Source organism: Sphingomonas sp. CARO-RG-8B-R24-01 (genome assembly GCF_022662295.1).
Taxonomy (GTDB): domain Bacteria; phylum Pseudomonadota; class Alphaproteobacteria; order Sphingomonadales; family Sphingomonadaceae; genus Sphingomonas.
In genome coordinates this window covers 429,231-453,736 of record NZ_JAKNQI010000002.1, presented here as the reverse complement: position 1 = coordinate 453,736, position 24,506 = coordinate 429,231, and the positions used below count along the sequence as shown (strand labels likewise).

Here is a 24,506-nt window from a genome sequence, read left to right as displayed (position 1 = left end):
TCGGCGACGATAAGCGGTTTCCACGCCGCGGCAAGCGCTGCCCGGGGTTCAGCCGCGGCCGGTCGCGATGCAGACGGGGCGCCCGTGCGCATCCAGCGCAACGGAGACCGCGATGTCGAACACGGCGCTCAAGCGGGCGGCCGTCATCGTTTCCAGCACCGGTCCATGCGCAACGACACGCCCATCGCGCAGCAACAGCACGTCGTCAGCGACACGCCCGGCGTGAAGCAGATCGTGCAGGACGATCACCACGCCCCGACCAGCCGTCGCCACGGCACGCAACCGATCGAGCATGTCGAACTGATGCGACGGATCGAGCGCAGCCAACGGCTCGTCGGCGAGCAACCAGTCCGGGGTTCCCGCGAGGGTTCGCGCCAGCAGCACCCGCGCACGCTCCCCGCCCGAAAGCGTGGCAATCCCGCGCTCGGCCAGCGCCGTCGTCCCGGTCGCGCGCATCGCCTCCGCGATGGCGGCACGATCGGCGGCCGCTTCCGCGGCGAACGGGCTGCGATACGGCAAGCGCCCGAGCGCGACGACGTCGCGTACCGGCACGTCCCAATACGCCCTGCCATCCTGCGGCAGGTACCCGATCGATCGCGCGCGCTCGCGCGGTGCAAGCGTGGCGACATCGCGTCCGCCAAGCTGCACGCCGCCGCTGACTGGCGTGATCAGGGCGGCCATCGTCTTGACGAGGCTGCTTTTGCCGGCGCCATTCGGGCCGAGGATCGCGGTGATCCGGCCCGGTCGAAACATCGCGTCAATCCCGCGCAACACCGTCCGCCCACCCAGCCGGACATCGAGGCCAGCAACGATCAACTCCATGGGACGCGCCCCCGGAGCAACAGCCAGAGGAAGAACGGCGCGCCGATCATCGCCATCGCAACCCCCAGCCGAACTTCGCCCGCGCCGGGCGCGAGCCGACACAGGCTGTCCGCGACCAGGACCAGGGCCGCGCCGCCCAACGCGCTCGGCAGCAACAACCGCGACGGCCGTGCGCCGAACCACGGCCGCAGTACATGCGGCACGATCAGCCCGACGAACCCCACTACGCCCGAAACCGCGACACAGGCACCCACGCCCAGCCCGGTTCCCAGGACGACCAGCGTCTGCACCCGACCGAGGCGTACGCCGAGCGACCGCGCGGTTTCCTCCCCCAGACCGAGCGCGTCGAGCGATCGACCGGTCATCGCCAGCAACACACCGCCGACGATCAGAAAGGGACACGCGTTCCGGACATCGTCCATCCCACGGTCCGTCAGCGCCCCCATCAGCCAGTCGAGCACCTCGGCGACGGCATAGGGGTTTGGTGCGATCGAAATGAGAAACGCGGTCAGCGCGCCCGACAAACTGGCCAGCACGGTGCCGGCAAGGATGAACTGCACGCTGCTTGCCCGCCGCCACGTCAGCGCCGCGAGCAACGCCATCGCCCCCGCCGCCGCCGCCATCGCGCAGGCGAACAGCGCGACGGGGCCGGCTGCGGTGCCCAGGACGATCGCCGCGACCGCCCCCAGCGCCGCACTGGACGACACGCCGATCACCGCGGGATCGGCGAGCGGGTTGCGGAGATACCCCTGCAGCACCGCCCCGGACAGACCGAGCATAGCACCGATCCCGAGGCCGAGCAGCGCGCGTGGCAAGCGCAGCTCCAGCAGGATCGCCCCGTCGCGCCCAGCCTCCATCCAGACGTTCGGTGCGATCCACAGCTTGCCCGCCATAAGAGACAGGGCGAAGCCGGCAACGACCAGCAAAACGAGAACCAAATGTTGGCGGATCATCCAAAGGTCCTTCGGATCGCCACAAGCCGGGTGATCACGGGAACGATCGAGGGTCCCCCGCAATTGAGGAGGGCTCGCGGGATCGCTGCCAACCGGGTCGCCGCGCCCATGCGCGCGAGCACTTTTCCGCGCAACATCCCGCCGCGCGTCGGCCCGGGTTCGAGTAGCAGCGCGGGCGGAGCGGCGACGATCGTCTCCATGGTGACGGACGTACTGTAGGTGAGCCCGTAGTGCTGCGCGGCATTGGCAAAGCCCACCCGTCGCATCAACTCATCGAGGAGATTGCCCGGACCATTGGCCAGCGACCCGCCCAGAAACAACAGCGCATCGATCGCAGGCGTCCGCCGCGGCACCGCTGCGAGCGCCGCATCGATCCGCGCAACCATTGCCCTGCCCCGCTGCGGCTCGCCGACCGCTTCCGCCAGGGTCCTGATCTGCGCCTCGCTGGCCGCCACGCTTCGGGGGGAATCGAGGGTCAAGACGGGCAGTCCTGCACGACGGTATGCGGCCTGTGTCGCAATCGGGGTAAAGCTGGACGTGACGACCAGCGCCGGGTGCAGCGCGATCACCTCCTCGGCGGTTCCGGCAGTCGTGGAGAACCGGCGCGCAACGTCCAGCGGCAGCGAACTCGCCGTCGGATCCTGCGAATAGCGACTGATCGCCCTTATCCGTTCCGGCGCGAGATCGACGAGCATCGCATCCGCGCACGGGTTGGTCGAAACGATCCCGCCGCTTTGAATCGGCTCGCGCTGCGGTTCCGCGCAGCCGGACACGAGCGCCAGAAGCAGGAGCGGCCACCGCATCAATCGTGCCTTATCCGCATGGAGTCTGAGCCGCCCGCCATCGATGCCGTGATTGGCCAAGATCTGGTACGGAGCAACCGGGCGCTTGTCGACGCGACGGCGCGTTGTCGATCGACAGCGGGGCGCGACCTTTCTTGCGGTCGTCGCGACCCGCGCGTCGGGTCGCTCCTGACCATGATTCGATCGCTGCGGCTCAAAGTGTCCCGGAATCGGACGATGGTCCGCCCCGTAGCAGGGGGACGGGCTCCGTCGAGACCAACCAATATGAAAAAATATTCAGCTTTCGCGCCGCATCTGCGAACGTGATTGTCGGTTGCAAGACAACACCTGCATGTCACCTTTGGGCCTCGTCCGCTGCAAGTGCCTTTCGCTCGGGCGACTTCGAGAACAGAGGCTTCTCGGACCGATCCGCACGATGTGTTCATCCTTTCCTGCAAACCTTCCCGGCTCCATCGCCTCGCTTGGGGCCCACCGTAAATGGTGCGATGCAGCGTATGCTTGCGATCGTCGTGGGAGCGATACCGTGAACAAAGACTTCCACTGCTCGTTAACCACTGTAATCATGGAGCGGAGACTCCACGGAAGAAGGGCTCGTACGGGAGCATTGAGGATGCGCACTGATTGGACACACGCACGGCGCCTGACGCCCTTGACGCACGGCCGGACACTTTCTGCCGGAACCGGGCTGTTGATCGCGAGCTTGATTTCGCTGCTGATGTGGGCAGTAATCGTGGGCGTAGCGATCGTCCTTTGATCGCCGCGCTTCGCGCCGTTTCAGAGGTTCTGCCGCCCTTGCAAATCTTTCAGTTCAGCAACGGTTCAATCCGGTAGGGTAACGCCGCCGTTACCCATGACCAATGTCGTCCTTCCTCTCGCCTTGATGCTTGCGCTTGCGCCGACCGCGTCCGTGGTGGAGGGTCCGATCGAACGCGTCGAACTTGCACAGGTGACGATCCACCAGCGGATCATCATCCGGATCCCGCGCGTTCTTGGCGGCCACCCGGTGCAGCAATCGATGCCCACCCGGGCGATCCGCTGGGCCGAAAAGCGGGGCCCGAAGTGCATTGCCGCCGAATTGCTCGAGGGCGCGGTCATCACCGGGGCCGACAGCGTGGACCTCATCATCGCCGATGGCACCCGACTGCGCGCCGAGCTGGAGGACCGCTGTCCTGCGCTCGATTTCTATTCCGGCCTGTATCTCAAGCAAACCAGCGATGGGCTGATCTGTGCCGATCGCGACTCCATCCGGTCGAGATCGGGCAGCGTTTGCAAGATCGACGGGTTCAAGCGTCTCGAAGCAAAGCGATAACGCTGAATATCGCCCTTTACCTTGACAATTGGCGCCCAATCCGCAAGCGCTCTACGTCGTTTACGGGCGCTTTCGCCCGGACGATCATTCCGGACACCGCATGACCTTTGCCGATCTCGGCCTTTCCGACGAACTCCAGCGCGCCGTCAACGAGTCCGGCTATACCGAGCCGACTCCGATCCAGGCGAGCGCGATCCCGTCGATCCTGATGGGCAAGGACCTCGTTGCCGTTGCACAGACGGGCACCGGCAAGACTGCCGCCTTCGTCCTGCCGATGATCGACATTCTTGGCGAGGGGCGCAGCCGCGCCCGCATGCCACGCACGCTGATCCTCGAGCCGACCCGGGAGCTCGCCGCACAGGTTGCCGAGAATTTCGAGAAATACGGCAAATATCACAAGCTCTCGATGGCACTGCTGATCGGCGGCGTGTCGATGGGGGACCAGACCGCCGCGCTCGAAAAGGGCGTCGACGTGCTGATTGCGACGCCGGGTCGTTTGATGGACCTGTTCGGGCGCGGCAAGATCCTGCTGACGGGGTGTTCGATGCTGGTCATCGACGAGGCCGACCGGATGCTCGACATGGGGTTCATCCCCGACATCGAGGAAATCTGCACCAAACTGCCCAAGACGCGCCAGACCTTGCTGTTCTCGGCCACGATGCCGCCGCCGATCAAGAAGCTCGCGGACAAGTTTCTCGCCAATCCCAAGACGATCGAAGTTGCCCGCCCCGCGACCGCCAACGTCAACATCAAGCAGTGGCTGGTCAACGTTACCGCCGCGAAGAAGCGCGACACGCTGATGAAGCTGCTGCGCTCGGAAGAGGTCAAGACCGGGATCATCTTCTCGAACCGCAAGACGACCGTGCGCGAACTCAACAAGGCGCTCCAGCGCGCCGGGTTTGCATCGAGCGAGATTCACGGCGACATGGAACAATCGCAACGCATCGCGGAACTGGACCGGTTCAAGAAGGGCGAGGTCAATATCCTCGTCGCGTCCGACGTCGCCGCACGCGGGATCGACATCAAGGGCGTCAGCCACGTCTTCAATTTCGATGCGCCATGGCATCCGGACGATTACGTCCATCGCATCGGGCGCACCGGGCGTGCGGGTGCGACGGGCATTGCGTTCACGTTCGCAACGCCGGACGACGCCGAGAACATCCAGAACATCGAAAAGCTGACCGGCCTTAAGATCGAGCGCTATGCGACCTCCGAGGCCGCGCCGGTCGTGGAAGAGCCGGCTGCGCTGGAAGAAGCGCCAGCCGCTCCGAAGAAGCGTCGCAGCCGCAGCAAGGCGAAGAGCGATCCTGCGGTCGCGAACCTCGGTAGCGAAGCCGACGTAGCGGCTCTAGTCACCGAGCCGTCGCTCCCGGAAGATCCCGTGGTGGAAGCCGTTGCAGCCCCGTCCCCCGTACGATCGCGCCGTGAACAGCCCACCCGCGACCGTACGCCGCGTCGCGACCGGCCAGAACGCGCCGAGCCCCTCGCGCCGCCACAGGACCGCGTGCCGGCGGCGGATGAGCGATCGTTCGCCGACAGTGACTGGAACGGTCCGGTTCCCAACTTCCTGTTGGCCCGGCTGACCTACTGAGCGGGTCGCCCATCGCACCGCTCGGCGAACCGGCAGTCGCCACGCCGGTCGAGAGTCCTTGCGTTTCGACCTGCCGGATCGATCCGGCAACCGCGATATGTACCGGATGTGGTCGTACCCTCGAAGAAATCGCCTGCTGGTCGACCGGTACGTCGCACTGGCGCGCCGAGGTAATGACCGCGCTTGCCGGCCGCCTTGCCGACCTGAAACCGCGCGCTGGTCGCTGAGTCGGTGCCGTCGCGGGCCCCGCGGACCTGGCCGAAGGAGCCGTCGCACGGCGACGTGCCCGCCCCACACCGACCGTGCTTCCCCTTCCGCTACCCAACAACCGCCGCAGGCGCAGCGGGCGCAGCCGCGGCAGCGATCAGCGCATCGTCGATCTGCGCCGCGCGCTTGTACCCGGGGCGGTCGGTTACACGCTCGACGTATGCCGTGAACAAGGGATTGGCTGAAATCAGACCGAATTGCAGCCCCCAGATCAGTTGGGATCCGGCATAGACGTCGGCCGCGCTGAAACGGTCGCCCGCGAAATACGGGTTGATCGTGATCGCCTTGGCCAGCGTATCCATCGCCAGGTCGAACGTACCATAGCCGGCCATCCGCTGTTGCTGTTCGTTGGGAATGGTCCCGAGCGACTTGTTGGTGACCGCATGCTCGATCGGGCCGGCCGCAAAGAACATCCAGCGGTAGTAATCCGCCCGTTCCGTCAGAGCCGGCGCCAGGCTGGCCTCGGGAAACGCATCCGCGAGATACGCGCAGATTGCTGCACACTCGGTCACCACATGACCGTCATGGACGATCGCGGGCACCTTTCCCATCGGGTTGATCGCGCGATACGGCGCGTCCTTCATGCTCGACGCATAATCGAGCACGACCGTTTCGTACGGAACGCCGACTTCTTCGAGCATCCATCGCACGATCCGGCCACGTGATGCCGGGTTGGTATAGAGCGTCAGCGCCATTGTTTCTCTCCCGAATCGACCAGGAACAGGAGTAGAACACGAGCTCTAGGTCGGGTCAATCGCGTTTACAGCGTTCGCCCGAACAACCCCAGCATCCGGCCCCATGCCCGGTCGGCCTGCTCGGCGTTGTAGACCCGGCTGTCAGGCGGACACCAACCGTGCTTGGTGCCGGTATAGACCTCGATCTCCGCAGGTAGTTTCGCCGTCGCAAAGGCCGCGCGCAACGTATCCTTGTCGGTCGGCGCGCGCTGATCGTCATTCTCCGCGATCGCGATCAGATAGGCCGCCTTCATCTGCGGGATCAGCTTGTCAGGCGCGTCCGCCTCGGTCCCGACCAGGCCGCCACCGTGGAAGGTCGCCGCGGCCCTGATCCGCTGGGGTACGGCCGCCGCGGTGCGCATCACCATGGGACCGCCCATGCAATAGCCGGTTGAGGCCATCCCGCGCTTGCGGTCGACCTGCGGTTGCGCATCGAGGAAGCTGGTAAAGGCGATCGCATCGCGGACCGTACCCGCCGAACTCAGCGCCTTGGTGAAAGGCATGATCTTGGCGCGGACTTCGGGCTGGTCATAGGACTCACCCGGCGCGAGGAACGGCGCCTTGGTCGAGCGGTAGAATTGATTGACGACGAGCACCGCGTAACCCGATTGCGCGAGCCGATCCGCCATCTGCCGGAAGGCGGGACGCAAGCCCATGATATCGGGCCAGATCAGCACGGCGGGATGCTTTCCCGCGGCAGGCGCGACGAAATATGCATCGGCGGTGCCGTCGGGTGTCGTGACCGCGACGTCGCGGCCATTGATCGGCGCGGCGTTGGCGGGCCCCGGCAACAGCATCGCAAGCCCCGCTGCGCCCGTCATCGTACCGAACTGGCGGCGCGAGATCGCGCTGCCGCCCAGGAATGCGTCGTTATCGGCTGTGGTATGCTCGTCGCACATAGGCCTCTCCTGCTGATTCGCCTGCCGGCTTTGGATCAGGCTAGGCCGAAAAGGGGGTGAACGGAATGGCTTCGGCACGCCGCCCCCCCGGTCGCGCTACCGGGACACCGCGCGCTTTGGTGTCATGCGGCGTGAAACCACCACACGCCTTCGACCATCTCCCGTTTCGCCCGTCGCTCGACCTCGAGCCGCCGGAGATGCGCCAGTGCCTCGCCGGTCGCCATGCCGAGCATGTCGGGACCGATCGCCCGGCGAAACAGGCGCCCGAAACAGTCGATCGCGCGGCGCGGCTCGTCGAGAAACGCATGGAGTTCGTCCAGCCGTTCGCGATGTTCGCGGTCCATCGCCTCCAGCCGGCGGTGCAATCCGGTAAACGGATCGCCATGCCCGGGCAGCACGAGCAGATCGTCGGGAAGCTGCCGAAGGCGCGCAATCGACGCGAACCATTCCCCTAGCGGATCCGCCTCCGGTTCGGTCACGCCGAGCGATACGTTCGGGCTGATTCGCGGCAATACCTGGTCTCCCGCGATCAGAACCCTGCCGACCGGATCGTACAGGCACGCGTGTTCCGGGCTGTGACCGGACCCGACGACGACGTGCCACGCGACATCGCCGATCGTCAGCGTGTCGCCCTGCGCGATGCGCCGGTAACCGAGCGGCAATGGCGTGACGATCTTTCGGAAACCGGCCCAGCCGCGCGCTTCGGCATGCGCAATCTGCGCCATGTCCCACCCCGCACCACGCCAGAAGGCGAGCATTTCCTCAGGCACGGCATCGCGCGCATCCGCAATCAGCATCCGCGCGGTCAGCCATTCGCCGCGGGTCATCACCAGCGGCGCGTCGTGGCGATCACACATCCATCCCGCCAGCCCGATATGGTCGGGGTGGAAATGCGTCCCGATCATCTGCGTCACGCGGACGCCGGACAGCGGGTCCCGCCACAGCGTCTTCCATGCATCCCGCGCCTCGGTGGTATTCATCCCGGTGTCGACCAACGCGACGCCCTCGCCGCGATCGTCAACGTCGTCGAGCAGCCAGCAATTGACATGCCGCAACGGTCCGGGAATGTGCAGCCGCACCCAGCGAATGCCCGGCGCGACCGGCAGCGCTGCCCCCGATTCCGGCTCCCGCCCGCCAAAGGGATAGACCAACCCCTTGTGCGTCGTCGGTTGGAGATCCTGCACCAGCAGGGCTGCGGCATCGGGAGCATCGGACATCGGTTGCAATTAGCAACGCGGTAGACGGCAAGTCACGCGATATATGGGATCGACGGGTCGGCAAGCACCCGCTGCACGATCTGCTCTGGCGTCGCGAACACCAGGTCGGGGCGCATCTCCACCAGCGCGTCCGGGTGCGCATAGCCCCACAACACCGCGCCCGACGCAATCCCCACCTTGCGCGCGGCCTGGATGTCGCGCGTCTCGTCGCCGATCGATAGCACGTCGGAGACCATCACGCGGCTCTGTCGGATCACGCGCCGATAGCATCGCGCCTTGCCGAACAACGACGCGCCACATTCGAGCCGCTCGAACAGCGCCGCATGCGGGCCGAGGATCGCACGCGCATTCTGCTCCGCGTTGGAGGTCACCAACGCCAGCCGCACGCCGCCCTCGCGAAGCGCGTGCAAGACGCGCGGAATGCCCTCGAACAAGGCGATCCGGTCAGTCTGCTGCGCCAGCAAGCCGTGCAGATAGCGCCCCATCGCGGGGAGCTTCCAGCGCGGAATGCCGAGATGGCGGATCACGTCCCGGGTGCTCTTGCCGCGCAGTGCCTCGACCTCATCGCGGGAAACGCGGCGAAACTTGAAGCGATCGGCGAGGTGGTCGACGGTCGACAGGAACCAGTCGCCGCTGTCGGCCAGGGTGCCGTCGAAATCGAAGATGACCAACCGATAGCGCGGATCCCCCATGAGTCCGCGCTCCTATGATAGCGTGCGAGGTTGGCGAACGGTCCCCGCCCGCTGGTTTCCGGCACGGGCGGCGAACCGGCGCGGATCCGGCCGCTTCGGCTTTGGACGGATCGCGCGGAGGTGGGCCATCCGCAATCGCTACGGCTTGCGCTTGCGCTTGCCCGTGTCCACGGGACGCAACCCGCTGCGGATCGTCAGCAACTCTGCGCGCGTCACCATGCCATCGCGGTCGAGGTCGAACCGCTCGAACAGGCGCCCGAATTCGCTCTGCAGTTCAGCCACCGTGATGCGATTGTCCTGGTTGGCGTCGACGCCGAACGGGCTCGGCAAGGCGTTGCGGTCCCCCAGCCACAGCAGCGCCCAATCGGCATAGCCGATATACCCGATCGTCCCGCTGTTCGCCGTATCGATCCGTGCGAAGCTGCGCGCAACGCAAGCATCGAGTTCCGCGCGGCTGGTACGCGCATCGCCATTCTGGTCGCAGGCGGCGATGAACACGGCGGCTGGCTCGGCGACGATCGTCGCGGTCGGCTGGGCGGGCGCAACCGGCGCTGCGGCGACCGGCGGCGTGGTCTGCGCGGTTGCGCTCCCCGCGGCCATGACGCTCAACCCTAGTATCGCGGCAACGACCAGACGCATCCTCAGCCCTTCGACGGCAACAGCAGACTGGCATCGCCATAGCTGTAGAATCGGTATCCGTCGCGTATCGCGTGGTCGTAGGCGTCCTGCATCCGCTCGATCCCCATCAGCGCGCTGACGAGCATGAACAAGGTGGACCGCGGCAGGTGAAAATTGGTCATCAGCCCGTCGATTCCGCGAAAGCGATATCCCGGCGTGATGAAGATCGCGGTGTCACCCTCGAACGGCTTGATCACACCCGCCGCATCCGCCGCGCTTTCGATCAGTCGCAAGCTGGTCGTGCCGACCGCAATCACCCGCCCACCGCGTGCGCGCACGACGTTGAGCCGGTCGGCCGTCGCCGCGTCGATCCGCCCCCATTCGGCATGCATGCGATGCTTCGTCGTGTCATCCGCCTTGACCGGCAGGAACGTTCCTGCCCCGACGTGCAGCGTCAACGTCGCATGCTCGACCCCGGCGGCCGCGAGTTTGGCAAGCAGACCGGGCGTGAAGTGCAACGCCGCGGTCGGCGCGGCCACCGCGCCCTTCTCGGCCGCGAACATCGTCTGGTAATCGTCCGCGTCCTGCGCGTCGGCGGGACGGCGCGCGGCGATATACGGCGGCAACGGCATCCGGCCCGCGCGCTCGATCAGCACCTCGACCGGCTCGTCCCCCTCGAAGTCGAGCGCGAAACTGCCATCGTCCCCGCGGTCGCGCGCACGGGCAATGACGCCCGCCCCGAAATCGATCGCATCGTCCTGCTTCAACCGGCGGGCATTGCGGATGAAGGCGCGCCAGCGCCGTGGCCCCTCGCGCTTGTGAAGCGTCGCGCCGATCTTCGAATCGCCGCGCCGCCCCTCCAGCTGGGCCGGGATCACCCGCGTATCGTTGAATACGAGCAGATCGCCCGCCCGCAGTTCAGCGGGCAGGTCGGCAACCGAACGATCCCGTGTCGCCGCGCCGTCCAGCACGAGCATTCGCGCGGAATCCCTGGGCACGGCGGGGCGCAACGCGATCCGCTCGGGCGGCAGCGCGAAATCGAACAGGTCGACTTTCATGACGCTCCTTTAGCGCGCCGCACCGGCTGGCGGATTACGCCGCCTTCTTGCGCGGCGTGGCGACTGGCTTGGCCCGGGGCGCAAGCTTGAACGCGGGAGCGGCGGTCGGCAATGCCGCGGGTGCCGCGGGCATGGGCGGTGCAGGGACGTAAGCCGGGGGATTATCCGTGCCGAGATAGGCGTGGAGGATCCGCGACGGCGCCGTCGGCGGCTCGCCGCGCGCAACCGCATCGACATAGTCCATGCCCGAGATCACGCGACCGAACACCGTATATTTCTTGTCGAGCTTCATCGTCGGGTTGAACACGATGAAGAACTGGCTGTTGGCGCTGTTCTCCGCCTTGGCGACGTCCTCGACCGAGGCGCCCTCCGGCGCTCCCTCGCGAGCCGCCGACACCGCGCCGCGGACGTGCGGCAGCCAGTTGAACTCGGCGGGGACGTTCGGGAGGGTCGAACCGCCGGTGCCGTCGCCCTTCGGGTCGCCGGTCTGCGCCATGAAGCCTTCGATCACCCGGTGGAACAGCAGGCCATCGTAGAAATGCTGACTGGTCAGCAGCTTCACCCGCTCGACCATCTTGGGCGCTGCATCCGGCCGAAGCCAGATGACGACACGACCGCCAGTCGACAGATCCAGATACCACAGGTTCGCGGGGTCGGTCACGGACGGGACAGGCGGGCGACCGGTGGTCACCACCTTGGCGTCCTTGACCTGCACCTTCTCCTTCTTGGCGGCTAAAGCGGGGCCGGAAACCAGCGCGAGGATGAAGGCAAGAAGAGTGGCAACGAAACGCATCATGTCCCCGCGAAAAATCTCGGTGAAAGGTCGCTTAGACCAAGTCGTCGCTTGCGCCAACGTGAACGTCACCGCAGCCGTATGGCGGCAGATGCCGCGCGAAAGCGACCATAATAGGGCCACGGGTATTTTCAGGGGCGAAGGCGGTGCGCCTCGCCCTTCCGCCCGATGCGGTCGACGCGCTCCGCGACCTCGGCCGCGACCGCCGGCGTGACGAACCGGTCGATCGGTCCGCCGTACAGCGCGATCTCCTTGACCAGGCGGCTGGCGATCGGCTGGAGCGACACGTCCGCCATCAGGAACACCGTCTCGACCCGCGGATTGATCTGCTGGTTCATGCCGGCCATCTGATACTCATATTCGAAATCGGCGACCGCGCGCAGTCCGCGAACGATGACCTTCGCCCCCTCGCGCTCGGCGAAGTCCATCAGCAGCGAATCGAAGCTGACGACGTGGATCTCGCCCTCGACCCCCTCGACCTCGCGCTGGACCATCGCCATCCGCTCGTCGATCGTGAACATCGGCGACTTGGACGGGTTGGTTGTCACGCCGATCACCAGCCGGTCGACCAGCTTCGCGCCCCGGCGGATGATGTCCATGTGCCCGAGCGTCACCGGATCGAAGGTGCCGGGGTAGACCCCGGTGCGGATCGTCACCGATCGCGCTCGAGCGTGAATCGGGCGATTTCGCGGAGCAGATCGGCCTCGGGCCCGAACGCGTGGAGATGCGCGATCGCCTGGTCGACCAGCATCCGCGCCTGTTCGCGCGCGCGCGGCAGGCCGAGCAGCGAGAGGAAGGTTTCCTTGCCGGCCCCGGCGTCCTTGTGGAGCTTCTTCCCGACCGCGGCCTCGTCGCCTTCGACGTCGAGGATGTCGTCGGCGATCTGGAACGCGAGCCCCAGGTCGCGCGCATACCCGCGCAGGCCCGTGCGCCCCTCGGGCGGCAGCTTGCCGAGGATCGCGCCGGCCTCCACCGAACAGGCGATCAACGCTCCGGTCTTCATCGCCTGCAACCGCGTGACGGTCGGCAGGTCGAAGGTGGTCTTCTCGGCTTCGAGGTCCATAGCCTGCCCGCCAGCCATGCCCGCCGGCCCCGCCGCCCGCGCCAGATCGAGCACGAGTTCGCTGCGCACGAACGGATCGGCATGGGTTGCGGGATCGGCAAGGATCTCGAACGCCAGCGCATGCAGGCAATCGCCCGCGAGGATCGCGGTGGCTTCGTCGAACGCTTTGTGGACGGTTGGCTTGCCGCGCCGCATGTCGTCATTGTCCATCGCGGGCAGATCGTCGTGGATCAGCGAATAGACGTGGACGCACTCGATCGCCGCGCCGGCACGTCCGACGCAATCCCGATCGACCGCGAACAACCGCCCGGTCGCCATCACCAGCAACGGGCGCAGGCGCTTACCCCCGCCGATCGCGGCATGGCGCATCGCGCGGTACAGCGGCGCGCGGGCGTCGTCGGGAATGGCGATCAGCGAATCGAGCCGCTGGTCGATGTCGGTGCCAACCTCGGACAGGGCCTCGGCGAGCGACAGGGGCGCTATGGTCACGGGGTCAACCTGCCGCAAAGGGCTGCGTGCCGATGGCCCGCCCCTCGCTATCGGTACGGATCGCTTCGATCCGCGCCTGTGCCGCGTTGAGACGGTCATCGCAACGCCGGCGCAGCTTGTCGCCACGTTCGTAGAGCGCGATCGCCTGGTCCAGCGGCGCATCGCCACTCTCGAGCCTCGACACGATCCCCTCCAGTTCCTTGAGCGCCGCTTCGAACGTCAGCTCTTCGATCGGTATATCCATTGGCAACCTATGCGGCAGGCAAGCAACGGGGGTCAAGGATACCTGGGCAAGACTTTGCGTTTGAAAGGGGCATCCCCTTCCCGATTTTCCTTCAGGAGCGCTTTTCCATGTTTACCAGCATCAACCCCGCCACCGGCGCGCCCGGCGAAAGCTATCCCGAGCTGACCAGGGACGAGATCGAGACCAAGGTCGCGCGCGCCGCAGCGACCTTTCGCGAATGGCGGGTGACCGATCATGCGACGCGCGCCGCGCTGCTCGAGAAAATCGCCGAGCAGTTCGATGCGCAAAGCCACCGTCTCGCGGAAATCGCTACGCGCGAAATGGGCAAGACGCTCAAGTCCGCGCTCGCCGAGGTCGAGAAATGCGCCGCCGCCTTCCGACATTATGCGCAGGAAGGCCCCGCGATGCTCGAGCCGCGCGCCTTCCCGAATGCGACCGCGACGTGGCATCCGATGGGGCCGGTGCTTGCGGTGATGCCGTGGAACTTCCCTTATTGGCAGGTCGTCCGCTTCATGGCGCCAACGATCATGGCGGGGAACGTCGGGCTGCTGAAGCATGCCTCGAACGTGCAGGGCTGCGGCGCGGCGCTCGAGGAGATGGTGATCGCGGCGGGCGGACCGGCGGGGCTGTTCCAGAACCTGGCGATCAAGTCCGACAAGGTGGCGGACCTGATCGCCGACGACCGCATCGTCGCGGTGACGCTGACCGGCAGCGAAGGTGCCGGGATGAAGGTCGCCGAGGCCGCGGGGCGTGCGCTCAAGAAGGTCGTGCTCGAGCTCGGCGGATCGGATCCGTTCATCGTCATGCCCTCGGCGGACCTCGACGAGGCGGTCAAGCAGGCGGTCACCGCACGCGTCCAGAATACCGGGCAATCGTGCATCTGCGCCAAGCGGATGATCGTCCACGCCGATATCTACGATGCGTTCCTCGAGAAGTTCTCCGCCGGGATGCAGGCAGTGGTCGCGGGCGACCCACTCGATGCGGACAGCACGATGGGACCGCTGTCGAGCGAGGAGCAACGGCAGACCGTGCTCGGCCAGTTGAAGCTGTTCGAACAGGCAGGCGGGAAGCTGCTGTTCGGCGGCGAAGCGCTTCCCGGCAAGGGGGCGTACATGTCGGCGGGGATCCTGGTCGACGTGCCGCTCGACGATGCGGTCGCGCATGAGGAATTGTTCGGGCCGATCGCGCTGCTGTTCAAGGCGGACGATCTCGATGCGGCGATCACACTGGCGAATGCGGTGCCGTTCGGGCTGGGCTCGTCGGTGTGGACCAACGACGCGGACGAACGCGCGCGGTTCGAGCGCGATCTCGAGGTTGGCATGATCGCGGTGAACGCGATGCTCGCGTCGTCGCCGGAGGCACCGTTCGGTGGTGTGAAGCGGTCGGGCCATGGGCGCGAGCTCGGGCCGTACGGGTTGCATGAGTTCATGAACCTGAAGACCGTGATCGGGTGATTTCTCAAGCCCCTCCCCTTCAGGGGAGGGGTTGGGGTGGGGAAGTCCAGCAGTGCGCGTTCTCTGCGAGGCACCGCCCCACCCCCACCCCCTCCCCTGAAGGGGAGGGGCTTCAGAAGTAGAAGGTTACTTCAGCGCCGCCAGCACCGCATCGCCCATCTCCGCAGTCGTCAGCGCCCCCCCCAGATCCACCGTCCGCGCACCATCCGCGATCGCGGCCTTCACCGCATCCTCGATCCGTACAGCCGACGCCTCATCCGACAGCGAATGCCGCAGCAACAGCGCCGCCGACAGGATCGCCGCGCACGGGTTCGCCTTCCCCTGCCCCGCGATGTCCGGCGCCGACCCGTGGATCGGCTCGTACAGCCCGCACGACCCCTGCCAGTCGTTGAGCGACGCCGACGGCAGCATCCCGATCGACCCGACGCACATGCTCGCCTGGTCGGACAGGATGTCGCCGAACAGGTTGCTCGTCACGATCACGTCGAACGCGCCCGGGTTGCGCACCAGCTGCATCGCGGCATTGTCGACATACATGTGCGTCAGCTTGACCTCGGCATAGTCGCGCGCGATCTCGTTGACGATTTCGCGCCACAGCTGCGACGTCTCGAGGACGTTGGCCTTGTCGACCGACGTCAGCATCCGGCTGCGCCGCGCCGCCATCTCGAACCCGACCCGCACGATCCGCGCGATCTCGACCTCGTCGTAGCGCATCATGTCGTGCGCCTCGCGGAGGCCAGTGTGCGTGAAGCCGCGGCTCTTTTCGCCGAAATAGACGTCGCCGGTCAGCTCGCGGACGATCACCATGTCGATCGCGCGCGCGATTTCTGGGCGCAGCGCGGACGAATCCTCCAGCCCTGCCAGCATCGTCGCGGGCCGGATGTTGGCGAACAGGCCGAGTTCCTTGCGCAAGCCGAGGATCGCCTGCTCGGGCCGCACCGACCGCTCGAGCCCGTCCATGTCGGGATCACCGACTGCGCCGAACAGGATCGCGTCCGCGCGCTGCGCTAGGTCGAGCGTCTCGGGCGGGAGCGGATGGCTGGTCTTGCGATACGCCGCACCGCCGACCAGGCCATCCTCGAACGTGAGGTCGAGCCCGAGCGCCTCGAGCACGCGGCGCGCCTCGTGCGTGACCTCGGGGCCGATGCCGTCTCCGGCGAGGATTGCGATCAGTGCCATTTTCCGTCCCGATCCGTGTTTCGAAGGCGCGGCCATGCCGACCCTTGGCGGATCACGCAACCGCCCTTTTGAGCCGATCGACCAGCCGCGCGCGGGCTTCCAGCGTCACGGCGCGCCGGTCCGCCAGGATTTGCGCGCCCAGCGCCTCCCCCAGGATGCGCAACGCGGCGAGGATTTCGGGCCATTCGTTGGCATCGGGATCGGTCAACGCGGGGGGCAGCACGTCGTCGTCGAGACCATAGCCGAGCTCGGCGAGCAGCAACTGCTCGTAGCGCGCGAGCGTCAGCGCCCATCCGCGCGCGGCGGGGGCGAGCGCGATCGCCTCGATCACCGCGTCGAGCGCGAGATAGATCCGCGGATAGGGCAAAGCCTCGGGCAACGCCGCCGCCGTCAGCGCGGTGACCCATTCGAGCGCGAGCGCTGGCAACGGCTCGGCGTAAAGCGGCGCGCGGCTGATGACGAGTTCGACCGTCAGGCTCGCGAGCTGGTCGTCAGTCCGCGCGCGCCATTCGCCCATAACGCGGTTGGCGGGTTGCAGAATCGGCCGGATCCGGCTCGACCGCCCGCCGCGGACATAGCCCGCCTGCAGCCCGTCGTCAGGGGTAAGCGCGCGGACGATCGCGCCATGCTCGCCGTGGTGACGGACGCCGAGGATCAGGGCTTGGGTGCGCAGGTGCATCGCGGGTGTGTAGCGCGTGGTCCGGGTCGAGGGAACGAGGGGGATTGCGTGGGGCGGGGATACGCTGCGCCCGGTCCCCCCTCCCACCACTTCCCCGGCGAAGGCCGGGGCCCAGTAGCGATACAGTGGAATGCGACCGCTGCGCTAAGTTGGCATGACCTCCGCTACTGGGCCCCGGCCTTCGCCGGGGAAGCGCGAAAAAGAAAAGGAAGCTACCCGGCGCCCCTCACCCCACGCGCTCCGCCACCAGGTTCGACCACAGTTGCTCCGCCTGCCGCCACCGCGTGCGCAGCGGGTCGGGCGACAGCGGCGTATCGGCGTGGCCCGTACGCAAGGCCGGCAAGTCCGCGAAATGCACCGTCGGCATCGCGTCCGCCCGCTCCGCGAGCGCCGCGCACACCCCTTCGAACCGCCGCACATGTACGGCATTAAGCCGTGTGCCCGACCGATTGGCGAGTTCGAACCCATGCGTCACGATCGTCACCGCCGCATGGTCGCGCGCAAGCGCGTGATCGAGCGCCGCGCGCATCTCGCCGAGCGACAGCGCGCAGATCTGGAAATTCCGCATTTGCCCCGGGCGTTCCTCGATCAGCGTGACCGGCACCTCGATGACGCCCAACCGCTCCACTGGCGCGATCTGCCGGATCGACAGGTCGATCTGGCTTGGCCAGGGGTGTTCGCTGCCGTTGTGGCTGCTGTCATACGCAATCCCGTGCCGTGCCAACGCGCGCAGCGTATCGTCGTTTGCGGCATAGGAGCCCGCGCGAAACGCCACCGGCCGTGGGGCACCCGCCGCCATCAACAGGTCGAGCGCGCCCGCAATCAGCGCGGTCTGGTCGTCCAGCGTATATTCGACCATCTGGAAGCGGCTATAGGTCGCACCGCCATCGCCGACCGCCGCGCCCGACCAATTGGGATGGAGATGGAGCTGGACCTCCTGGCCCCCCGCGAGGATCGTCTCGACGACGCGGCGGACATGCCCGAGCCCGAACACCAGCGCCGGCATCGGATCGACGAAGAAGCACGCCTTCAGCCCGTAGCGCGACAGGGTTTCGAGCATGTGCGAAACCCCGACGCCCGCTGGCTCGAACGACCGCGCGAAAAGGACGTCGACCGGCAGGCGTGCGGCGTGGTGGCGCCACATCAGCTCGGTATCGACGGTCAGAAACACGGGTACACTCACCCCCCGCGCCGTAGCGCGCAGGGGGTAAAGATTTACCGAATCAGCCTGTTACGAAACATTGCAGCCAGCGATCAGTCGCCGGTCAGAATGCGATCGACCAACTGCTTGACCGTCGGCACGAACCCGTTGGAATAGAACGGATCGCGCTTGAACTGATAGGCGCCGTGCCCGGCGAACATCAGGTTCTGCTCGACGTCGCCGCCGTGCGCGATGTTCTGCAGCGTCTTCTGGATGCAGAAGCTGCGCGGATCGGCGAGACGACCGGTCGAATTGGTTTCGGTATCCGACCAGGACGAGAAGGAGCACTGGCTGAGGCAGCCCATGCAATCCGCCTGGTCCTTGCGGATCACGCCCTTGTCCTCGGGCGTGACGAACACGAGCGTATTGTCCGGCGTCTTGAGGGCATCGGTGAAGCCCGCCCCGAACCACTCGCGCGCGCGCAGCAGGTCGTTGCGCGTGACCCAGAAGTTCTTGCCCTTCACGCCGACGTCGAGCTGGAACGTATGGTCGCCCGCACTTTGCGTCGAAAAGGCGATCTGCCGTTCCGAGCGCGACTGCAGATGGCGGAGGAACGGGTTGAGCACCGCGCTCGAATAGAAGCCGGTCGGCGAGAAGCGATGCAGCAGCACCTCGCCTTCCTGAATGTTGGTCAGCCGTGCCTTCCAGTCCTCCGGAATCGGGCTTTCCTGCGTCAGCAGCGGGCGCGTACCGAACTGGAATGCGATCGAACCGAGCTCGGGATTGTCGATCCAGTCGGACCAGTCGCGCAGATACCAGACACCCCCCGCCATCACGATCGGGACGTCATCCGAGATCCCGCCCTCGCGCATCGTGTCGCGCAGCGCCTTCACGCGGGGGTAAGGGTCCTGCGGCTGCAACGGATCCTCGGCGTTCGACAAGCCATTGTGCCCGCCCGCGAGCCAGGGATCCTCATAGACCACCGCCGACAGATATTCGGCCGCCTTGGAGTAGGCACGCTTCCAGAGCGCGCGGAAGGCGCGGCCCGAGCTCACGATCGGGAGATAGCTAACTTCATAGGACGAGGCGATCTCGCTCAGCTTGTACGGCATGCCCGCGCCGCAGGTGACGCCCGAGACGAGACCGCGGGTCCGCTCGAGCACACCGTGCAGGATCCGCTGGGCGCCGCCCATCTCCCACAGCACGTTGATGTTGATGGCACCCTTGCCGCCGGCGATGTCGAACGCCTTGCGGACTTGCTGGACCGCGCCCTCGATGGCGTAGTCGATCAGTTCCTCGTGCCGCTCGCGCCGGGTCAGCGCCTTGTAGATCTGCGGGATGATCTTGCCGTCGGGATCATAACTGTCGGCATTCACGGCCGAGACGGTGCCGATCCCGCCGGCCGCCGCCCAGGCGCCAGCGCTCGCGTGATTGGTCGCGGCGACGCCCTTGCCGCCCTCGACGAGCGGCCAGACCTCGCGGCCTCCATAAACGATGGGCTTCAAACCTTTGAACAAGTGAACGGCTCCCGGACTAACATACGTTTCGATATACGCTCTGGATGCCCTGCGCGGCAAATCGCGAATTAAGCCAACGCGCCGGGACGGCCCAGCACGCTGGAATAGAGCGCGCCATAGCGCGCAATCATGCTCGCTTCATCATATTCCGCGACCGCCTTCGCGCGGTTCTTCTCGCCCAGCCAACCGCGTTGCTCGGGCGTTGCGGTCACCAGCGTCTGCAGGGAGTCGCGCAGCGCGACCTCATGATCGCGCCGTTCGATGAAACTGTGGTTGTCGGGCGAGACCATCTTCAGGATGTCGCCGACCGGCGTCGCGACGATCGGCAGCCCCGCCGCCATCCCCTCGATCACCGAGATCGGGAACTGCTCGCTCCTGGAGGACAGCGCCAGGATGTCGAACAGCCCGATGTAACGGTGCGGCTCGGGCAGGAAGCCCGGCAGCACAAGCTGGCTCTCCATCCCCATCCGCTCGGCGGTGTCGAGGATTGCCTGACGCTCGGGCCCTTCGCCGACGATCACCAGCCGCACACGGCCGGACAGGCCCCCGACCGCGCGGACCAGCATCGGCAGGTTCTTGACCTCGCGCAGGCCAGCAAGCGTGCCGATCACGACCTCCCCCGGCTTGCGCTTGAAGCCGGGGATCGCCTTGGGGTCGGGCTTGCGCGCGTAAAGCGCGGTGTCGATCCCGTTGGCGATGCGATGAACGCGACCGCGCGGCTGCTTCCAGACCTTCAGCGCGATCTGCTCGAGCGTCTCCGACGGGACCACCAGCGCCTCGGCCTTGGTCAGCGCGAAACGGCGATAGAGGTTGCGTTGCGGCTTGAGCCCGTCGGCCTCGTCGGCGTTGAAGCCGTCCTCGTGATGCACGACCGGAGGCATTCCCTTGGACGCCACGCGCTTCGCCATCACCCCATCGATCGCGCCCCAATTGTAGGTGAGCACGAGATCGAACCGGCGCATGTACGCCGCGATCGCCTCATAGCGCTGGACCGAGGGGCCGCCGGTCAGCGGCGGCGGGTTCTGCGCGATCTCGTAATCGATGCCGGGCGCGATCGCCGTTTGCGCGCCATAGTGCCCCTCCATGCTCGACACGATCGTATGCCGCGCGTTCGCGCCGAACGCGTTCATCAGACGGACCGCGCGCGCCTCTTTCCCGCCGAGCGAGAAGGTCGAGTGGAGGTGGAGGATGTTGACGGGGCGCATTTCCCGGAGTGCTTACCGACTCCGTCGCGCAAAACCAGCCCCATCCTCGCCTCGCCACGCCACCGTTGCCCCGGCGAAGGTGAGACCTCTACAAATTCACGCGTTACTGATTTGAAGCTGTTTTCCTGCGAAAGCAGGAATCCAGGGCCACGCAAAACAACGGCTTGAAGTTCTTGCGACTCCTGGGCTCCCGCCTTCGCGGGAGAACAGCTATGGTTTCGCAGCGGCCATGAGACCGCCGGGGTGCCGGCAGGTCAGTCGAACAGCGTCTTGGGCACATGCGAGATCCGGCACGCCAGATCCGCCTCCCCGCTGGCGACCACATAATGGTCGCCCGCATCCGCGATCCCGGTCGTGAACACGACGTTATCGATATACATCTGTTCGCGCAGCGGATCGGTCAGCATCGGGTTCGCTTCGATCAGCGGATCATGGCTGGTGCGGAGCACGCGGCTCGGGTCGTTGCGGTCGAGCAGCGACCAATAGGTGCGGTAAACCCCCACCACGCCCATCGGCTCGACCCCGTGCCACAGGCTCAGCCAGCCGCCGCCATCGGGCCCGTCGATCAGGATTGGCGGGGTGCCGCCGCCCATGCGCGCGGTCGCCATGGTCGCGGCATGCGGGCGGATGCCGGGCCGATCATGCGGCTTCCAGTGCAAAGCATCGGGCGAGGTCGCGAGGTTGATCGATGGCCCCGCGCGCCATTCGCTCCCCGGGGGGTACGCGAAATACAGGTCGCCCAAGGGCCGCGTCTGTGCCCAGTATCTGCCGTCGACCAGCCCTTCGAAGATCAGCATGTCCTTGTTCTGGTGATCGAGCACGATCCCCTCGAGCGTCCAGTCGAGCGCATTGTCCGAGCTGTACAGCGTGGTCGAATGCCGCTCCGGGCTGACCGAACAGGTCGTCATCAGATAGCGATCGCCGACCTTGCTGATCCGCGCATCCTCGACGCCGTAGCATTGGTAGGATGCTCGCGGCGCGATCGCCTTGTCGTAATGTACCGTCACGACCTGCGTCCCGTCGGCGGTGAGTTCGACCGGGAGCAGCCACGACAGCGACGTCAGCGCCATCACCTTCCAGCCGCCGCCGCGCATCATGAACTTGCGCGGGTCGGCGGTGTCGACGAAGTCGAGCGGCCAGGCATCGAGGCAATAGCCGCCATCGTGCCAGCGGATCGCGTGGATCTGCTGGTCCTTGATCGGCGTCCGCAACGCCTCGGCGATCCGCACCATCAGCAGCAGGTTGCCGTTCGGCAGCCGCGTCATTCCCGGGTTGAACGCGCCGAGCACATAGGTTTCGGCATCGATCTGCCCGGCGAGCGGGGACTTGGTCAGGTCGACGTCGGCGGGAGTGAAGATCAGCGCATCATGAGGGAAGGTCATTCAGACTCCTGGTTCCGCGGCGTGAAGGTCGGGCATGTAGGGTATGCCGGGCGCAAAGTCTTCCGCACGCCGCCCGGTTTCGTCGCGGATCTTTTCGCACCAGTCAGCCCGAAGCGGGTTCCGCCGGGATCCGCGCGAGCAACCGCTCGATCGCCGCGATCGCCGCCGGTTCATCCAGCGTCGGCGCGTGGCCGGTGTCGGGAATGGTGAGGAGCTCGCGCTGCTCCAGCATCCCGGCCATCCGCTCGGCAACCGGCGCCGCGAGCACGTCGGACGTCGCCCCGCGCACCAGCAACGTCGGCACGGTCTTCAACCCGTCGAGCGCGCGCCACATGTCCGGTCCGGCCTCGTTGCCGGGAACGCGGAACGGTTCGGCGATCTTCATGTCGTAATCGAGCACGATCCGCCCGGCGCTGTTGAGCCGGTACAGCCGCTTCGCCATCGCCAGCCAGTCCTCCAGCTGGAACTGCGGATAGACGTCGCCATTCGCCTCCGCCACGGCACGGGCAGCGTGGAGCCAGGTCGGCCAGGTATTCGACTTGCCGACATAGCTGCGGATCCGCGACAGCCCCTCGGGCATGATCTCGGGACCGACGTCGTTGAGCAGCACGCCCATCAGCGTCTCGCGCGCGGTGCCGGCAAGCAGCATCGCGACGATCCCGCCGAGCGACGTCCCGAACGCGATGTAGCGTGACACGCCCAGCTCCCCGAGCAACCCCTCGATGTCCTGCACGTAGGTCAGCGGGACATAGGTCATCGGATCCTTGGCATAGCCGCTGTCGCCGCGCCCGCGCAGATCGACCGTGATCACGCGCCATCGCGGCGACAGCCGTTGTGCGAGATCGTCATAGTCGCGCGCGTTGCGGGTCAGCCCGGGGAGGCACAGGATCGGCGGGCGCTCGGACGGGCCTGGATAGTCGCGATAATGCAGCCGCAATCCATCGTTGGACCACCAATATCGGTTTTCATAGGGTGGCATGGTTGCGTCCTGCGGTTGGCGCCCTCCATATCCACGCATGGACACGACCCCGCAAGCCTACCGCCCCGAAACCGCGATCCTCGATCTCGGCGACGCTTTCTATGATCCGGTCACACCAGCGAATTTCCCCGAAACGCACTTGCGTTTCCGGAACGATCGTGCCGCTGCCGAGGTCGGGCTGGAAACGCTCGGCGGGGGAGAGTGGATCGAGCATTTCGGACGATTCGAGCCTATGCCGGGCAGCCTCGTCGAGCCGCTGGCGCTGCGCTACCACGGGCACCAGTTCCGCAACTACAATCCCGAGATCGGCGACGGCCGCGGCTTCCTGTTCGCACAGCTGCGCGACACCGGCGACCGATTGATGGACCTCGCGACCAAAGGGTCGGGCACGACGCCGTGGAGCCGCTTCGGCGATGGGAGGCTGACGCTCAAGGGCGGCATGCGCGAGGTTCTCGCGACCGAAATGCTGGAAGCACTGGGCGTGCCGACATCGCGCAGTTTCTCGCTGATCGAAACCGGCGAACAGCTCGAGCGCAACGACGAGCCGTCGCCGACGCGCGCGGCGGTGCTCGTCCGCCTGAGCCATAGCCATATCCGCATCGGCACGTTCCAGCGGCTTGCCTACGACCGCGATGCCGACAACATGGCGCGCCTGGTCGGCTATGTCCTGCGCAACCTGTATGCGGAGGAACCAGGCGACGATGCGGCCGCCCAGCTGCTCGATCGCGTCGTCGGCCGGACGGCCACGCTGGCGGCAAGCTATATGGCCGCGGGGTTCGTCCACGGCGTGCTCAACACCGACAACATCAACGTGACCGGCGAGAGTTTCGATTACGGACCGTGGCGCTGGGCCCCCACCTGGGACCCGGCCTTTACCGCCGCCTATTTCGACCACGCCGGGCTCTATGCGTTCGGTCGCCAGCCCGAGGCGATCCACTGGAACGCGATGCAGCTTGCGGTCGCGCTGCGCACCGTCAGTGAGGCGCAGCCGCTGATCGACATTCTCGAAACCTTCCCGGAACGCTATCAGCGCGCGGTGTCCGAGGCGATTTTGTGGCGGGTGGGCGTGGTCCCGCTGGATTCGACGCGCGACCGCGCGCTGGTCCAGGCGATCGAACAGGGGATGACACAGAGCGGGATCGGCATCGACCGCTTCTTCTTCGACGCCTTTGGCGGGACCGTACCCGCGGACGACGCCTTCGCGGCGGCTCGAGCCGCTCTGGTCGGCTATACAGCGCGCAAGCCCCGCGACCATGCCTATTGGTCCGGCGCACCCTGTTCGATGCTGATCGACGAGGTCGAGGCGATCTGGTCGGCGATCGATCAGCGCAACGACTGGGCACCATTCCATGCCAAGATCGCGGCAATCCGTCATATGGGCGAAGCGCTCGCCGACTGATCCGCGTCTGTGAAGTGGA

25 protein-coding genes are annotated in these 24,506 nt (G+C 66.5%); 5 read left to right on the top strand and 20 right to left on the bottom strand.

Annotation, left to right across the window (positions count from 1 at the left end; all coding sequences use genetic code 11):
* Positions 1-48: 48 nt before the first annotated feature.
* The 3 genes from L8G49_RS06925 to L8G49_RS06915 are packed head-to-tail and all read right to left on the bottom strand — an operon-like array spanning position 49 to position 2,578.
* Complete coding sequence (locus L8G49_RS06925) at positions 49-822, bottom strand: ABC transporter ATP-binding protein (protein WP_242183481.1); 774 nt, start codon at positions 820-822, stop codon at positions 49-51.
* Positions 813-1,775: an iron ABC transporter permease gene (locus L8G49_RS06920; protein WP_242183479.1), complete on the bottom strand. Its 963-nt coding sequence runs from the start codon at positions 1,773-1,775 to the stop codon at positions 813-815. The genes L8G49_RS06925 and L8G49_RS06920 overlap by 10 nt, the downstream gene beginning before the upstream one ends.
* Positions 1,772-2,578: an ABC transporter substrate-binding protein gene (locus tag L8G49_RS06915; RefSeq protein WP_242183477.1), complete on the bottom strand. Its 807-nt coding sequence runs from the start codon at positions 2,576-2,578 to the stop codon at positions 1,772-1,774. The genes L8G49_RS06920 and L8G49_RS06915 overlap by 4 nt, the downstream gene beginning before the upstream one ends.
* Before the next feature lie 850 nt (positions 2,579-3,428).
* Between L8G49_RS06915 and L8G49_RS06910 the strand changes: the two genes are divergently transcribed.
* The 3 genes from L8G49_RS06910 (at position 3,429) to L8G49_RS20980 (ending at position 5,705) form a co-directional block, all read left to right on the top strand.
* Positions 3,429-3,887, top strand: coding sequence for a hypothetical protein (locus L8G49_RS06910; protein WP_242139553.1), 459 nt, complete (start codon positions 3,429-3,431; stop codon positions 3,885-3,887).
* Positions 3,888-3,987: 100 nt separating this feature from the next.
* Complete coding sequence (locus L8G49_RS06905; RefSeq protein WP_242183475.1) at positions 3,988-5,478, top strand: DEAD/DEAH box helicase; 1,491 nt, start codon at positions 3,988-3,990, stop codon at positions 5,476-5,478.
* Positions 5,430-5,705 carry a DUF1289 domain-containing protein gene (locus L8G49_RS20980; protein ID WP_347272044.1) on the top strand — a complete coding sequence of 92 codons (276 nt, stop codon included), beginning with the start codon at positions 5,430-5,432 and terminating at the stop codon, positions 5,703-5,705. The genes L8G49_RS06905 and L8G49_RS20980 overlap by 49 nt, the downstream gene beginning before the upstream one ends.
* Before the next feature lie 90 nt (positions 5,706-5,795).
* Here L8G49_RS20980 and L8G49_RS06895 read toward each other — a convergent pair whose 3' ends face one another.
* The 10 genes from L8G49_RS06895 to L8G49_RS06850 all read right to left on the bottom strand — a co-directional run bounded on the left by L8G49_RS06895 (position 5,796) and on the right by L8G49_RS06850 (position 13,552).
* Entirely contained in the window at positions 5,796-6,440 is a 645-nt protein-coding gene (locus tag L8G49_RS06895) for a glutathione S-transferase family protein (RefSeq protein ID WP_242183474.1), read from the bottom strand.
* A gap of 65 nt (positions 6,441-6,505) precedes the next feature.
* Positions 6,506-7,378, bottom strand: coding sequence for a dienelactone hydrolase family protein (locus tag L8G49_RS06890; RefSeq protein ID WP_242183472.1), 873 nt, complete (start codon positions 7,376-7,378; stop codon positions 6,506-6,508).
* A 122-nt stretch (positions 7,379-7,500) separates the two neighbouring features.
* Positions 7,501-8,595 carry an MBL fold metallo-hydrolase gene (locus L8G49_RS06885; protein ID WP_242139550.1) on the bottom strand — a complete coding sequence of 365 codons (1,095 nt, stop codon included), beginning with the start codon at positions 8,593-8,595 and terminating at the stop codon, positions 7,501-7,503.
* A 32-nt stretch (positions 8,596-8,627) separates the two neighbouring features.
* Positions 8,628-9,287: an HAD hydrolase-like protein gene (locus tag L8G49_RS06880; protein WP_242183470.1), complete on the bottom strand. Its 660-nt coding sequence runs from the start codon at positions 9,285-9,287 to the stop codon at positions 8,628-8,630.
* 138 nt (positions 9,288-9,425) lie between these two features.
* Positions 9,426-9,926: an EF-hand domain-containing protein gene (locus L8G49_RS06875; protein ID WP_242183468.1), complete on the bottom strand. Its 501-nt coding sequence runs from the start codon at positions 9,924-9,926 to the stop codon at positions 9,426-9,428.
* A 2-nt stretch (positions 9,927-9,928) separates the two neighbouring features.
* Positions 9,929-10,963, bottom strand: a complete 1,035-nt coding sequence (gene queA, locus L8G49_RS06870; protein ID WP_242183466.1) for a tRNA preQ1(34) S-adenosylmethionine ribosyltransferase-isomerase QueA — start codon at positions 10,961-10,963, stop codon at positions 9,929-9,931.
* 34 nt (positions 10,964-10,997) lie between these two features.
* Positions 10,998-11,756 carry a peptidylprolyl isomerase gene (locus tag L8G49_RS06865; RefSeq protein WP_242183773.1) on the bottom strand — a complete coding sequence of 253 codons (759 nt, stop codon included), beginning with the start codon at positions 11,754-11,756 and terminating at the stop codon, positions 10,998-11,000.
* A gap of 131 nt (positions 11,757-11,887) precedes the next feature.
* Positions 11,888-12,412 carry a pantetheine-phosphate adenylyltransferase gene (gene coaD / locus L8G49_RS06860; protein WP_242183464.1) on the bottom strand — a complete coding sequence of 175 codons (525 nt, stop codon included), beginning with the start codon at positions 12,410-12,412 and terminating at the stop codon, positions 11,888-11,890.
* Positions 12,409-13,308: a polyprenyl synthetase family protein gene (locus tag L8G49_RS06855; RefSeq protein ID WP_242183462.1), complete on the bottom strand. Its 900-nt coding sequence runs from the start codon at positions 13,306-13,308 to the stop codon at positions 12,409-12,411. The genes coaD and L8G49_RS06855 overlap by 4 nt, the downstream gene beginning before the upstream one ends.
* A gap of 4 nt (positions 13,309-13,312) precedes the next feature.
* Entirely contained in the window at positions 13,313-13,552 is a 240-nt protein-coding gene (locus L8G49_RS06850; RefSeq protein ID WP_242139544.1) for an exodeoxyribonuclease VII small subunit, read from the bottom strand.
* A 107-nt stretch (positions 13,553-13,659) separates the two neighbouring features.
* On the opposite strand from L8G49_RS06850, the gene L8G49_RS06845 reads away from it, so the two are divergent.
* Positions 13,660-15,006: an NAD-dependent succinate-semialdehyde dehydrogenase gene (locus tag L8G49_RS06845; RefSeq protein ID WP_242183460.1), complete on the top strand. Its 1,347-nt coding sequence runs from the start codon at positions 13,660-13,662 to the stop codon at positions 15,004-15,006.
* A gap of 126 nt (positions 15,007-15,132) precedes the next feature.
* On the opposite strand, the gene leuB is transcribed toward L8G49_RS06845, so the two are convergent.
* The 7 genes from leuB to L8G49_RS06810 form a co-directional block, all read right to left on the bottom strand.
* Positions 15,133-16,185 carry a 3-isopropylmalate dehydrogenase gene (gene leuB / locus L8G49_RS06840; protein ID WP_242183459.1) on the bottom strand — a complete coding sequence of 351 codons (1,053 nt, stop codon included), beginning with the start codon at positions 16,183-16,185 and terminating at the stop codon, positions 15,133-15,135.
* A 52-nt stretch (positions 16,186-16,237) separates the two neighbouring features.
* Positions 16,238-16,864 carry a recombination protein O N-terminal domain-containing protein gene (locus L8G49_RS06835; protein ID WP_242139541.1) on the bottom strand — a complete coding sequence of 209 codons (627 nt, stop codon included), beginning with the start codon at positions 16,862-16,864 and terminating at the stop codon, positions 16,238-16,240.
* A gap of 226 nt (positions 16,865-17,090) precedes the next feature.
* Complete coding sequence (locus L8G49_RS06830; protein WP_242183458.1) at positions 17,091-18,035, bottom strand: polysaccharide deacetylase; 945 nt, start codon at positions 18,033-18,035, stop codon at positions 17,091-17,093.
* 83 nt (positions 18,036-18,118) lie between these two features.
* Positions 18,119-19,522, bottom strand: coding sequence for a nitronate monooxygenase (locus L8G49_RS06825; RefSeq protein ID WP_242139540.1), 1,404 nt, complete (start codon positions 19,520-19,522; stop codon positions 18,119-18,121).
* A 68-nt stretch (positions 19,523-19,590) separates the two neighbouring features.
* Entirely contained in the window at positions 19,591-20,727 is a 1,137-nt protein-coding gene (locus L8G49_RS06820) for a glycosyltransferase family 4 protein (RefSeq protein ID WP_242183457.1), read from the bottom strand.
* A 254-nt stretch (positions 20,728-20,981) separates the two neighbouring features.
* Entirely contained in the window at positions 20,982-22,109 is a 1,128-nt protein-coding gene (locus L8G49_RS06815) for a glycosidase (RefSeq protein WP_242183455.1), read from the bottom strand.
* Positions 22,110-22,212: 103 nt separating this feature from the next.
* Positions 22,213-23,088: an alpha/beta hydrolase gene (locus L8G49_RS06810; RefSeq protein WP_242183453.1), complete on the bottom strand. Its 876-nt coding sequence runs from the start codon at positions 23,086-23,088 to the stop codon at positions 22,213-22,215.
* Between the two features lie 37 nt (positions 23,089-23,125).
* Here L8G49_RS06810 and L8G49_RS06805 point away from each other — a divergent pair, with 37 nt between their 5' ends.
* Entirely contained in the window at positions 23,126-24,487 is a 1,362-nt protein-coding gene (locus L8G49_RS06805; RefSeq protein WP_242183452.1) for a protein adenylyltransferase SelO, read from the top strand.
* Positions 24,488-24,506: the final 19 nt, after the last annotated feature.